The sequence below is a fragment of the Acinetobacter colistiniresistens genome (assembly GCF_000413935.1).
GTDB lineage: Bacteria > Pseudomonadota > Gammaproteobacteria > Pseudomonadales > Moraxellaceae > Acinetobacter > Acinetobacter colistiniresistens.
Genome location: NZ_KE340376.1, coordinates 4,091 through 17,123 on the forward strand (window position 1 = coordinate 4,091; position 13,033 = coordinate 17,123).

Annotated in this window: 11 protein-coding genes; 4 read left to right on the forward strand and 7 right to left on the reverse strand. The window is 40.1% G+C overall.

Going from position 1 to position 13,033, the window contains the following annotated elements:
* From F907_RS19150 to F907_RS17365, 4 genes are all read right to left on the reverse strand, one after another.
* Nucleotides 1–890, reverse strand: an 890-nt coding sequence (locus tag F907_RS19150) for a BapA/Bap/LapF family prefix-like domain-containing protein (RefSeq protein ID WP_016651013.1), incomplete at its 3' end; no start/stop codon positions are given.
* Between the two features lie 460 nt (nt 891–1,350).
* Entirely contained in the window at nt 1,351–2,850 is a 1,500-nt protein-coding gene (locus F907_RS17375; protein ID WP_016651014.1) for a cation:proton antiporter, read from the reverse strand.
* A gap of 284 nt (nt 2,851–3,134) precedes the next feature.
* Nucleotides 3,135–4,028, reverse strand: coding sequence for a KPN_02809 family neutral zinc metallopeptidase (ypfJ, locus tag F907_RS17370; protein WP_016651015.1), 894 nt, complete (start codon nt 4,026–4,028; stop codon nt 3,135–3,137).
* Nucleotides 4,029–4,070: 42 nt separating this feature from the next.
* Nucleotides 4,071–4,994 carry a DUF808 domain-containing protein gene (locus F907_RS17365; RefSeq protein WP_016651016.1) on the reverse strand — a complete coding sequence of 308 codons (924 nt, stop codon included), beginning with the start codon at nt 4,992–4,994 and terminating at the stop codon, nt 4,071–4,073.
* A 165-nt stretch (nt 4,995–5,159) separates the two neighbouring features.
* On the opposite strand from F907_RS17365, the gene trpS reads away from it, so the two are divergent.
* The 3 genes from trpS to F907_RS17350 all read left to right on the forward strand — a co-directional run bounded on the left by trpS (nt 5,160) and on the right by F907_RS17350 (nt 8,983).
* Nucleotides 5,160–6,173 (forward strand): tryptophan--tRNA ligase, encoded by a 1,014-nt coding sequence (gene trpS, locus F907_RS17360; protein ID WP_016651017.1) that lies wholly within the window; start codon nt 5,160–5,162, stop codon nt 6,171–6,173.
* Between the two features lie 417 nt (nt 6,174–6,590).
* Nucleotides 6,591–7,235: a YqiJ family protein gene (locus tag F907_RS17355; RefSeq protein WP_005269654.1), complete on the forward strand. Its 645-nt coding sequence runs from the start codon at nt 6,591–6,593 to the stop codon at nt 7,233–7,235.
* A gap of 32 nt (nt 7,236–7,267) precedes the next feature.
* On the forward strand, nt 7,268–8,983 hold the full coding sequence (locus F907_RS17350; protein WP_016651018.1) for a flotillin family protein: 1,716 nt from the start codon (nt 7,268–7,270) through the stop codon (nt 8,981–8,983).
* Between the two features lie 9 nt (nt 8,984–8,992).
* Here F907_RS17350 and F907_RS19345 read toward each other — a convergent pair whose 3' ends face one another.
* Nucleotides 8,993–9,121 (reverse strand): hypothetical protein, encoded by a 129-nt coding sequence (locus F907_RS19345; RefSeq protein ID WP_258958085.1) that lies wholly within the window; start codon nt 9,119–9,121, stop codon nt 8,993–8,995.
* Nucleotides 9,122–9,183: 62 nt separating this feature from the next.
* Here F907_RS19345 and F907_RS17345 point away from each other — a divergent pair, with 62 nt between their 5' ends.
* Nucleotides 9,184–10,824 carry an alkaline phosphatase D family protein gene (locus tag F907_RS17345; RefSeq protein ID WP_016651019.1) on the forward strand — a complete coding sequence of 547 codons (1,641 nt, stop codon included), beginning with the start codon at nt 9,184–9,186 and terminating at the stop codon, nt 10,822–10,824.
* 97 nt (nt 10,825–10,921) lie between these two features.
* On the opposite strand, the gene sucD is transcribed toward F907_RS17345, so the two are convergent.
* Together sucD and sucC are read right to left on the reverse strand one after the other, a co-directional pair.
* Entirely contained in the window at nt 10,922–11,812 is an 891-nt protein-coding gene (gene sucD / locus F907_RS17340; RefSeq protein ID WP_003655479.1) for a succinate--CoA ligase subunit alpha, read from the reverse strand.
* Nucleotides 11,813–11,824: 12 nt separating this feature from the next.
* Nucleotides 11,825–12,991 (reverse strand): ADP-forming succinate--CoA ligase subunit beta, encoded by a 1,167-nt coding sequence (gene sucC, locus F907_RS17335; protein ID WP_005243777.1) that lies wholly within the window; start codon nt 12,989–12,991, stop codon nt 11,825–11,827.
* Between the last annotated feature and the right edge of the window lie 42 nt (nt 12,992–13,033).

Sequence of the window (13,033 nt, forward strand, 5' to 3'; positions counted from 1 at the left end):
GTCGTGACTGTGCTGCTATTGCCTGCTGCATCTGTAAACTTAACATTGGCATCAATCGTTTTATCTGCATCTGCGACTAAACCACTGCCCGGAACACTGACACTCCAGGTGCCATTGGCCGCATTGACTGTAGCGGTATAACTGACCCCATTAACAACAACGGTCACTACGGTGGTCGCTGCATCAGCAGGTACACCAGTTAATGTCCCAGTCAAAGTGACATTGCCTGTAGATTCTGCTGCATTCAACACGTTGTCCGCAGTGACTGCGTTGATGTTAAATTTTACACCATCTATATTAGGCGGCGTGGTATCCGTATTATTGTCCCTGCCACCTCCGTCACTTCCACCACTTGCCGCAGCAGCAATACCACCAATAGCAAGCACAGGTAAGGCCCACAACCATGGACTAAAACCACTTGCCGCAGCACCTCCTGCATAAAGTAAAGGGTCCACAGCCTGAATTGGTTGTAACGCAGCTGCTTCAACAGGCGCCGCCGCCGCCGCTGGTACAACAGCAGGCGTTTCTTCTAAATAAACAGCCCCTTCATGATCATCATCTGAATCTGAATCTGCGTCAGCATCTGCGTCGGCATCTGCATCACTTTCCGCATCTTTAAAATGTGCCCATACTAATTGATTATCTTCACCTTGGAGCACCAGACTATTATCCGCTACTTCACCATTATTGAAGAAATCCTTAATAATAATTGTTTCTCCATTTTTTAATACTACAACTGCATTTACACCATCTCTCTTAACAACTGAAATATCATTTGCAGAGACCTTAATTAATACAACTGAAGGTTCAGAGGGTAATGTGGCTGTTTTTCCCGTTATATTTACAAGGGTTTGGTGACTTTCCTTGGAAATAATTTGTATTTGAGACATGGTTATATTCCTCATTATAAATTATTAATATTTAATCAGTTCTTAATTACATTATTAACTTAAGTTTAAATTATTGTTTCTAAGTGATAGAGTTCACAGCACCACTTTAATGCAAACAAAATAAATGTTAAATAGAGCACAAAACAAAAAGATAAAATAACATTTAAATATTTTCCCACCAACATAACAAACCAATGATTTAAAAGAACAAAAAAACAAATAATCTCTTATTAAGTTTTTTTAATTTACATTTTTAAACAAATGAAAAGCAGGTAGTAAATAAATTCCAAAAAGGTATTTAAATTAAACTTAATAAAAAATTTAAATAAATTATAAAAATTTAAATAATATTAAAACCACTAAAAACAATTAAAAAAACTAAATAATAATTTTATTATTTTTATGAAATAAAAAAGCCTTTATTTAAAAAGGCTTTTTTAACAACAAACAAAGTATAAGATTAAAAATTATCTGGATTCTCCAATCGCTTCACCTCTTCTCTCTTATTCGGATGATGCATTGTTGCAACACCATCTTCAGTCTTCTGATCCAGTAAAATCTCTGGATTATAGATCGTAATGGTCTCTCTACCCACAGCATCCTCACCTACAATATATTTAAAGCCACGGCGGTTCATCTTATTACACATACGTTGATAGAAGCCTTTCAACCCTTGGGTCTCTTCACTCGGGTTGTAGTAGAACGCATTCATCATAGCAGGTAAGCCTAAACCACAGACTACGCCAGACAGCAATACACTAATAAAGGTATAACCAATCAAGATGCTACTATATTGGCTTAATTCAGGAATATTCGCGACAGCAAGAATTAGAGCAAGTGAAATCCCGCCACGGACTCCACCCCAAGATAAAATTGCTAAACTCCCGTTATAGCTTTTTTTACGGAAAGATGGGAACAAGGCAAAAGCGGCAAAATTTGCAGCAAATCGAGATAAGTGCAGAATAATAAAGGCAATGATTCCCCCAATAATCAGATTCGCACTCAAATCAAGAATAAACAGTTCCAAGCCGATCAAAGTGAATAAGAATGAATTAATGATCCCCTCAACCGTATGCCAAAAATGATTGACCTCACGGATTTCTCGCTGCTCACGAATTTCCTGCCATTTATTCCCGACGATGAGTCCACCAATCACACAGGCAATCGGTGCAGAGGCATGTGCAAATAAAGCCACGAGATATGAACCACTGGCAAGTAAGGCGGTGGTTAAAATCAGAGATTCCATCTCATGTTTACCACGCAGTAAACGTAAGATCGCAAAACCAAATGCAAAACCGATAATTACTGCAACAAAAATCTCGTATAATAGCGTTTCAACTGTTGCCAATAATGAGAAATGCTCTCCTTGTAAAACTTTTAATAAGGTCATAAATAAGGCAATACACATTGCATCATTAAATAATGACTCTCCTTCCAGTTTTACAATAAGATGATGTGGTGCCCGAATAGAACTTAATACCCCTTTAACACCGATTGGATCCGTTGCCCCCAATGCTGCACCTAACAATAACAGCACACCAATAGGTACGGGATAACCAACCAGCCATTGGAATAAATATAACAATCCTGCATAAAATCCGGCACATAGTACCAATGCAATCGTAGCTAAGATACTAATTGGCTTCCAATGATTTCTTAAATCTGAAATTTTAAACTTCAAAGCAGAAGAAGTTAAAATAAAACAAATAACACCATTAATAAGAAAATCATAAAAATCAATATTTCTTACAGCTGCTTCAATATTCTGAATATTAATGGTAATGAATTGATTTCCATTGAGAAGGCTTGCCCCCCACTGTAAAATAAAGACAAAAATAGCAGAAACAATTGGAACACCAATTGCTTGAGGAAAACCTAGTATCCTTTTATTAAAAATTGTAGTGGCAATGGATAAAGCAAAAATCACAGTTAATGCTTGTAAAAGAAAATAATTACCCATACAACCTCTTTATTTATTTCATTTTTAACACAAAGACTTTATTTAAACTTTATAATCCCAATCAATTATAAAATCTAAAAGCGAATTGTTTTGCAATTGAATAAGAAATGAAGGCCTATGCTGCAATTTAACTATCTCATATTTTAATTTTTATTCATAAATGATTTAGATACAGTAATAAACCAATCATCCTCAACTCAGCATAGACCTCATTATTTTACGTTAATTCTTCTTGTGATTCGTATATCTTCCGTATAAAAATCAAGGACAAATATCCACCAACCCTACTTAAAGGTATTACATTGATTGATATCTCCTGATTTGAAACCCGTTTGGAACCACTGCATTCGTTGTTCACTGGTTCCATGGGTAAAACTATCAGGAACGACCTGACCTGTTGCACGACGTTGTAAATAATCATCGCCGATCTTCTCTGCAGCGTCCATCGCTTCCTCAATATCCCCCTGCTCTAAAAACTGAGTTCGTTTTTGGTTTTGATGTGCCCAAATTCCGGCAAAGCAATCCGCTTGTAGCTCTAGCCGAACAGAAAGTTGATTACCTTGAGTCTGGCTCACCTGCGCACGTGCCTGCTGCACTTGCCCAGAAATACCTAATAAGTTCTGGATATGATGTCCCACTTCATGGGCAATCACATAAGCCTGCGCGAAATCCCCAGCCTGATCTTGACGAGAAAGCTCAGTTTGATTCTTCTCACCAGAAATCCCCATTTGCTGACGCATATCTTTAAAGAAAGAAGTATCGATATAAACTTTTTGGTCCGCAGGACAGTAGAAAGGCCCCATAGCAGCCTGTGCTGTACCACAACCTGATCGAACCACACCACTAAACAGCACCAGCCGAGGTGGTTTGTAGGTCATCCCCATTTGTTTAAAAATAGGCGTCCAAGTATCTTCTGTATCTGCCAACACCGTTCCAACAAAATCACTGGCCTCTTTCTGCTCAGCAGTCAAGTTTTGTGGTGCACTGCCCAGTTGAGAAGATTGTGCATTGGTGACCGCCTGTGTTGCTTGATAGGCTTGTTGAGGATCGACCCCAAAAAACTTCCAGGCTACAAAAGCCACCACCAGACCAATAATACTAATCCCACCTGCTTTTGCACCGCCACCGCCGCGACGGTCTTCAACATTGGTACTGACTCGACGATCTTTCCAACGCATAGCTACCTCATATCATATAATGCTGATGATGACGATCTAGGTTTAAGCGGATGCCTTCGGCCAAACTTTCTGAATCAGATTAATAATCATCAAAACCACAATGCCTGCAACTAAGCCAACACCTAAATTAATCAACATTGGTGTTACTGCACCAATAATTGAACCAATATTCGGGATTAACTCTAAATGATCAACCGTTTCTTCAGTAAAGTGATGCAATAAAGGGATGGTATGACTAATAATGCCTCCACCCACTAAAAACATTGCAACCGTTCCGACAATAGACAATATTTTCATTAAAATTGGAGCAAATGCCAGTAAACCTTGACCTATTTTATTTTTGAATTCAGAAGCTTGTTGGGTTAAATATAAACCTAAATCGTCAATTTTCACAATCATTGCAACCAGACCATACACCCCGATCGTCATTATAATTGCAATAATACTTAACACTGTCACTTTAGTCATAAATGCAGCTGTTGCAACCGTACCTAACGAAATCACCACAATTTCAGCCGAAAGAATAAAGTCTGTGCGAATTGCGCCCTTTACTTTTTCTTTTTCAAATTTGGCGAGATCCACCTCGATTTCCTGTAAATTTTCGCTCGCCGCTTCACTGGTATTTGCCTTTTTATGTAGCAACATATGAATGACTTTCTCTGCACCTTCATAACATAGAAACAGGCCACCAATCATTAACAATGGATTAATCAACCAAGGAGCAACCACGCTAATTAATAAGGCCAATGGGACTAGGATCAGCTTATTTACAAATGAACCTTTGGCAACACTCCAGACCACAGGCAATTCCCGATCAGCACGTACACCACTCACCTGTTGAGCATTAAGCGCCAGATCATCGCCCAGTACCCCAGCTGTCTTCTTTGCTGCCATTTTACTCATCAGTGCAACATCATCTAAAATTGTTGCAATATCATCTAATAGTAGTAATAAACCACTCGCCATTTTTATTCCTTAGCTTTGTATTTATACGGCTATTGTAGAATTACATGGTGAAAGCACAATACGATTTTTAGAAAAAGTTAAAATAATCGCTGACGAAAAAAATTTATTTCTCGTACAATAATATCAATCTTATATCTATGAAATAACTGAATCTTGGAACATAGCATGAGTAATATTGATCAACGTCCTATCATTTTGACAGGCGACCGTCCAACCGGACAACTTCATCTGGGACACTTTGTCGGTTCATTACGTTCTCGTGTAGGTCTACAAGACAGTCATCACCAACATCTGTTATTGGCTGATGCACAAGCAATGACAGACAATGCTGATAATCCAGATAAAGTACGCAACAATATTCTTCAAGTAGCGCTCGACTATCTTGCTGTTGGGATTGACCCAACTAAAACCACCATTTGTGTGCAATCATGCTTACCTGCACTGAATGAATTGACCATGCTTTACCTCAACTATGTGACGGTGGCTCGCTTAGAACGTAACCCAACCATTAAATCTGAAATTCAAATGCGTGGTTTTGAACGTGATATCCCTGCAGGCTTCTTATGCTACCCAATTGCACAAGCCGCAGACATTACTGCATTTAAAGCCACTGTCGTACCTGTTGGGGAAGATCAAATCCCAATGATCGAGCAAACCAACGAAGTCGTACGTCGTGTGAATCGTCAAATTGGCCATGATCTCCTCCCAGAATGTAAAGCCCTGTTATCAAATATGGCACGCTTACCAGGTTTTGATGGTAAAGCCAAAATGTCGAAATCATTGGGTAATACCATTGTGCTGAATGCTTCGGATAAAGACATCAAAAAAGCAGTCAATGCGATGTATACCGATCCAAACCATTTACGTATTGAAGATCCAGGTCAGGTTGAAGGCAATATTGTATTTACTTATCTCGATGCCTTCGATCCAAACAAAGAAGAAGTGGAAGAGTTAAAAGTACATTATCGTCGTGGTGGTCTAGGTGATGGTACTGTGAAAAAACGTTTAGAAGGCGTACTTAAAGAATTGATCACGCCGATTCGTGAACGTCGTGCGGAACTAGAAAAAGATCCAGATTACATCATGGATATTTTAAAACATGGTACCGACAAATGCCGTGATATTACGCAACAAACACTGGATGAAGTAAAAGCTGGATTAGGTTTATTTAAATTTTAATTTACGTTACTTTTCTCATAAAAAGCCCATAGTTGGGCTTTTTTTTATTTTAACACTTTGATTTAAGTTTAATTTTGGAACTCTATAAAAAAATGCAAAACTAACAATTTTCGTCACTTATTAACATCAATTAACAGTAGTTAACATGAATACCTATGAACTTAGTCAGGTTTTTTAATAGTATGACCTTGTAGGTTAGCTAACACTAATCTCATGACATTTCTCCTTTCAACCGAAACTGTTTTAAACAGATTCGTTGTTCAACGCAATGACAACCCCAATCATTGCGTTTTTTTTCATCTATAAGAAAATGAATGATTTAGATTGAAATTTAAACAAAATCTCTTTACTCTTATAACTGTTTTATTTTTATAAAAAATTTATTAACTAGCTCTAAAAGAAATAAGAGTAATCGTGATGATCTTGGATCTTTTAACACATCCTTCTAATCTTGTTTTTAGCATTGCTTTAATGCTGTGCCTATTTATCGGTATTCTTGAATTTATACTGCTGTTATTTGGCGGGAGTTCCAGCTTTCTAGAACAGTTCTTACCTGACAGTCTGACCGATGTTGATCATGCAAATGTGTCCTTAGAACAGCCTGAAAATGTACTGACCCAACTTCTGGAATGGCTCTATCTAGGCAAAGTTCCCTTACTGGTCTGGTTAATTATCTTCTTAACCCTTTATGCACTAACGGGCTTAATTATTCAGGATCTTTTTTTCCAGTTCACTGAACAATATCTATCTGCCTGGATCATTGCACCAGCGTGCCTATTCCTCTGTATGCCACTGGTACGTTATAGCGCTGCGCTGATTGCCAAAATTATTCCAAAAGATGAAACCACTGCAATTCGAAGCGATGATTTAATTGGTAGAACAGCACATATCATTCTCGGGGAGGCAAAACCAAACTCCCCTGCACAAGCCAAAGTGAAAGATCAATTTGGCCAGACCCATTACGTCTTGGTTGAGCCTGAATTTGATCTGGTTTTTCATCAAGGCCAAGACGTTATTTTAACGCAAAGAACCAAAATTGGATTCCAAGCGATTGCAGCTTAGTTTTATATCAATTACTACATGAGGGTGTTTACATGTTGAGTTCAGCATTGACTGAAATTTTAATTATTACTGGTGTTATTTTTGCAGCACTTATTTTTATTGGCTTCATCATCGCACGTTTATATACCCGTTCGAGCAAGGAAGTTTCTTTTGTTCGTACAGGTTTTGGCGGTGAAAAGGTCATTTTAAATGGCGGCGCAATTGTTCTCCCCGTGTTGCATGAAATTATTCCAGTCAATATGAATACTTTACGTTTGGAAGTGAAACGTGCTGCAGATCAAGCTTTGATTACCCGTGATCGCATGCGTGTTGACGTCATGGCCGAGTTCTATGTTCGCGTCAAACCGATTGCCGAATCAATTGCAACCGCAGCCCAAACTTTGGGACGTAAAACCATGTCTCCACCCGAATTAAAAGATTTGGTTGAAGGTAAATTTGTCGACTCTCTTCGTGCCGTTGCTGCTGAAATGGCGATGGAAGAGCTACATGAAAAACGCGTCGACTTTGTTCAGAAAGTGCAACAAGTCGTGTCAGAGGATTTATCGAAGAACGGTTTAGAATTAGAAACGGTTTGTTTAACGGGTTTAGACCAAACCAGCTTTAAATTCTTTAATCCACAAAATGCCTTCGATGCCGAGGGTTTAACCAAGCTGACCGAAACCATTGAAGATCGTCGTAAAAAGCGCAATGACATTGAACAGGATGCAGATTTGGCAATCCGCGCCAAGAACTTGGAAGCAGAACGTGCCCGTTTAGGGATTTCTCGCGAAGAGGAATATGCCAAACTAGAACAAGAGCGTGAAATCTCGATTCGTAAAGCGGAACAACTCGCTGAAATTGCTTCACAAGAAGCAGGCAAAAAACGTGAAGCAGAAGAAGCACGTATTGCGGCAGAACGTGAAGTCGAAATTAAACGTATTGCCTCTGCACGTGATGTGGAAAACGAAAATATTCAAAAAGCGCAGTTGATTCAGAAAGCTCAAGTTGAGCAGAAGAAAACCATCGAACTGGCAGAACAAGATCGTGCCATTGCGATTGCTGAAAAATCTCGTGCTGAATCTGAGGCAAAAGCACATGCAGACAAAGCCCGTGCTGAAGCCGTGAAGGCAGAAGAAGAAGTGGTAACTGTCCGCGAAACACAACGCGCTGAGCGTCAAAAAGCAGTTGAACTGGTTGCTGCAAAACAAACGGCTGAAAAAGAAGCGATTGCAATTACGGTTGCTGCTGATGCAGGTAAAAAAGCTGCTGCCGATGAAGCTGAAGCTGTACGTATTGCAGCAGAAGCGGAAGCTGAAAAGATTCGTTTAAAAGCCAAAGGTGAAGCAGATGCAAAAATCTTATTTGCTCAAGCTTTAGAAAAACAATATCAAGTCGATGCTGAGGGTACCCGTGCAGTCAATGAAGCATCGAATGTACTTTCTGCCGAGCAGGTTGAAATGCAAGTCCGTTTGGCCTTGTTAAAGCATTTACCAGAGATCATTCGTGAAAGCGTAAAACCAATGGAAAATATTGATGACATCAAGATTTTACAAGTCAATGGTTTAAATGGCTTTGCAGGTGGTTCTGCCGTTTCAGCTGAAAATGCAGAACATGGCACAACGGCTTCATTATCCGATCAGGTTGTGAATAGTGCCCTACGCTACCGCTCACAAGCGCCATTGATTGATAGCTTAATGAATGAATTAGGCTTACAGGGTGGCGATATCAATGGTTTGACCCAAGGACTTAAACCTAAAAATGAAATCTAAAGCGTAGATTCAAAAGCTTAGGGCTAAAGCGCTGTAAATCATTTCAAAAATCGGTTGCCTTGCAGCCGATTTTTCATTTTTATAAAGCCAATCGGCACTTACGGTTTTATCCAAAAATTCAAATGATGCTGTCATCATTCATTCACTTCGGCTTCTCATACTGCAAAATCTCCACCTCAGCAAATAAATGAGATGTCAATATGTCGCAGTTTATCCAAAGCCGTCGTCGTTTCTTGATTAATAGTGGGAAATTAGCGGTCGGCGTTGCATCCTTCTCAACACTGGCTGCCTGCGGCCTAAGTGACAGCAAAACTCCAGCAATTATTCTTCCAGAACATGCCAGACCTAAGCTGCCTTCTGGGATTCAAATTGGTGATGTCCGCAATGGCAATGCAACCATTTGGGCACAAGCGGATCGAGCTGCGAAACTACGTGTAGAATATGACTTTACTGACCGTTTTAAACAACCCAAAGTTATATCGGGTCCAGTAGTAACCGCAGCCAGTGACTATACAGGGCGAGTGAACCTGACGGGCTTACCCAATGATCAACATATTTTTTTGCGGGTTAGCTTTGAAGATGCGACTCAAAACAATGCCATCAGTGAAACCTATACCGGTAGTTTCCGTACAATGACAACAGGCACCTCCCCCATTCGTTTTGTGTGGGGTGGCGATGTTGCGGGACAAGGTTGGGGCATTAATCCCGATATTGGAGGTATGAGAATCTGGGAAACGATGCGCCTACGTCAGCCAGACTTTTTTATTCATAGTGGCGACACCATTTACGCAGATGGACCGATCCAAAATACCGTGACTTTACAAGCAGGACAATCATTAAAACCAGATGAGCAACGCATCTGGAAAAATATTGTCACAGAAGAAGTTAGTAAAGTCGCCGAAAGCCTGAAAGAATTCCGTGGTCGCTATCGTTATAATTTTATGGATGAAAACTTACGCAGATTCGCTGCCGAAGTCCCCCAAATTTGGCAATGGGATGACCATGAAATTACCAATAACTGGTCTTCAACGAAAGACCTCAGCAAAAATAATGCTTATACCGAAAAAGACATTAATACGCTGAGTTTTCGCGGTAAACAGGCGTTTTTAGAATACTCTCCTATGTCTTGGACAAGCGAGGCTCTCAGCGATCAACGCATTTACCGTAAAATCAGTTATGGCCCATTACTCGATGTGTTTGTACTGGATATGCGCTCGTATCGTGGAGGTAATAGTACCAATTTGCAGACGACTTTAAATGCAGACTCCGCATTTCTAGGTGAAACACAAGTCAACTGGCTGGTAAATGAATTATCAAATTCAAAAGCCGTATGGAAAGTGATTGCAGCGGATATGCCCATCGGCTTAAATGTGCAAGATAATTTTGGCGTCGCTGACGGTATTGCTAAAACCTGGGAGGCAATTGCCAATGGCAACAATGGAACTCCTCTCGGTCGTGAACTGGAAATTGCAGGCTTACTCCGTCGTATTAAAGCAGTAAAAAATATAGTCTGGCTGACTGCAGATGTTCATTATTGCGCCGCACATTATTATGATAATACTCAAGCTCAATTTACTGATTTTTCGCCCTTCTGGGAATTTGTAGCAGGACCACTCAATGCGGGTACTTTTGGCCCTAATGAAATGGATGCAACGTTTGGTGGGCAAGTGATCTTTGAAAAAACCCCACCTGCGGGTAAAGCGAATCTCTCGCCTTTGGATGGTTACCAGTTCTTCGGTGAAGTGAATATTGATCCTCAAAGTAAAGCGTTGAAAGTCGAATTTTTTAATCTGGATGGTATTTCTCAATATACCCAAGAATTAACAGCTGTCTTGGGTTAAAAGAAAGTGCTGTAAAACAAAATTGAATAACCCTACAACTCAATAAAAAAACCCCAATGTTTCCATTGGGGTTTTTTAAAGATTAAAATCTAACGTATTACGCTAAACCTTTCTCTTTTAAAACTTGCAACATAGTAGAACCAAGCTCAGCTGGGCTACGTGTGTAAGCCATTCCCGCACGTTCAAATGCAGCAAATTTCTCTTCAGCAGTACCTTGACCGCCAGAAATGATCGCACCAGCGTGACCCATACGCTTGCCTTTAGGCGCAGTTACACCAGCGATGTAACCGACTACAGGCTTAGTCACGTTTGATTTGATGAATTCAGCAGCTTCTTCTTCCGCTGTACCACCGATCTCACCGATCATGATGATTGCATCAGTATCTGGATCGTCTTGGAACAATTGAAGTGCTTCAATCTGGTTCATACCTGGGATTGGGTCACCACCAATACCGATACAAGTAGACTGACCTAAACCAAGCTTAGTTGTTTGAGCAACAGCTTCATAAGTCAATGTACCTGAACGTGAGATGATACCAATACGACCTGGTTGGTGGATGTGACCAGGCATAATACCAATCTTACATTCACCTGGAGTGATCACGCCTGGGCAGTTAGGACCAACTAAACGAGTACCGTTACCGTTAGTTTCTAAGTAGCGTTTAGCTTTAAGCATGTCGATTGTTGGAACACCTTCAGTGATCACAACGATCAGGCCAACACCTGAATCAACCGCTTCAACGATTGAGTCTAAAACGAATGGAGCTGGTACATAGATAACAGATGCGTCTGCATTTGTTTCACGTACTGCTTCTTTCATTGTGTTGAATACTGGTAGGTCAAGGTGAGTTGTACCACCTTTACCTGGAGTAACACCACCAACAACTTTTGTACCGTAGTCTAAAGCTTGTGCAGAGTGGAAAGTACCGTTTTTACCAGTAAAACCTTGTACCAATACTTTAGTGTCTTTATTAATTAATACGCTCATGATTGATACTCCTTACGCTTTAACTGCAGCTACAACTTTTTCTGCGGCATCAGATAAACCGTTCGCAGAAATTAATTTCAAACCTGATTCATCAAGTAATTTAGCACCTAACTCAGCGTTGTTACCTTCTAAACGAACAACAACTGGTACAGTTACGTTTACTTCTTGAACCGCTGCAATAATTGCTTCAGCAATCATGTCACAACGTACGATACCACCGAAGATGTTGATTAAAACACCTTGTACAGACGTATCAGCAAGGATGATTTTGAACGCTTCGATTACGCGCTCTTTCGTAGCACCGCCACCAACGTCAAGGAAGTTTGCAGGCTGACCACCATAAAGTTTGATGATGTCCATAGTTGCCATTGCAAGACCAGCACCATTCACCATACAACCAATGTTACCTTCTAAAGCAACATAGTTAAGGTCAAATTCAGATGCTTTCAATTCACGCTCATTCTCTTGAGATTTGTCACGTAAAGCAGCAACTTTAGGTAAACGGTAAAGCGCGTTAGAGTCGATACCTACTTTCGCATCTACACATAAAATATCGCCATTTTCACGAACTGAAAGTGGGTTAATTTCAAATAATGCAAAGTCATTTTCAACAAATGCTTGGTAAGCAGCAGCCATAATTTTTACAAATTGACCTACTTGCTTGTCTTTCAAACCTAAAGCAAACGCAACTTCACGTGCTTGGAATGGTTGTAAGCCAACTAAAGGATCAACTTCAACTTTGATAATTTTTTCAGGCGTTTCTTCCGCAACTTTCTCGATTTCTACACCACCTTCGGTAGAAGCCATGAAAGTAATACGACGGCTAGAACGGTCTACAACCGCGCCTAAGTAAAGCTCACGCTCAACTGGGTAAACATCTTCAGCAACGATGATGCTGTTTACTGGCTGACCATTTGCATCTGTTTGATACGTTACAAGACGAGTACCAATGATGTTGTTAGCAAATTCGATGACATCTTCTTTAGATTTTGCAACTTTAACGCCGCCAGCCTTACCACGGCCACCAGCATGAACTTGCGCTTTCATTACTGCGAATTTACCACCAAGCTGTTCAAATGCAGCAACTGCTTCGTCTGCATTTGTTGCCAAGATACCTTCTTGTACTGGCATGCCATATTCTTTCAATAATGCTTTAGCTTGATACTCATGTAAGTTCATTTAGTTACCTACTATGTTGTTTGTGTGATACAGCCCAGATCT

Coding starts and splice junctions, on each gene's coding strand:
- F907_RS17375 (WP_016651014.1), bottom strand. CDS start 2,850: ATGGGTAATTATTTTCTTTTACAAGCATTAACTGTGATTTTTGCTTTA.
- ypfJ (WP_016651015.1), bottom strand. CDS start 4,028: ATGCGTTGGAAAGATCGTCGAGTCAGTACCAATGTTGAAGACCGTCGC.
- F907_RS17365 (WP_016651016.1), bottom strand. CDS start 4,994: ATGGCGAGTGGTTTATTACTACTATTAGATGATATTGCAACAATTTTA.
- trpS (WP_016651017.1), top strand. CDS start 5,160: ATGAGTAATATTGATCAACGTCCTATCATTTTGACAGGCGACCGTCCA.
- F907_RS17355 (WP_005269654.1), top strand. CDS start 6,591: ATGATCTTGGATCTTTTAACACATCCTTCTAATCTTGTTTTTAGCATT.
- F907_RS17350 (WP_016651018.1), top strand. CDS start 7,268: ATGTTGAGTTCAGCATTGACTGAAATTTTAATTATTACTGGTGTTATT.
- F907_RS19345 (WP_258958085.1), bottom strand. CDS start 9,121: ATGATGACAGCATCATTTGAATTTTTGGATAAAACCGTAAGTGCCGAT.
- F907_RS17345 (WP_016651019.1), top strand. CDS start 9,184: ATGTCGCAGTTTATCCAAAGCCGTCGTCGTTTCTTGATTAATAGTGGG.
- sucD (WP_003655479.1), bottom strand. CDS start 11,812: ATGAGCGTATTAATTAATAAAGACACTAAAGTATTGGTACAAGGTTTT.
- sucC (WP_005243777.1), bottom strand. CDS start 12,991: ATGAACTTACATGAGTATCAAGCTAAAGCATTATTGAAAGAATATGGC.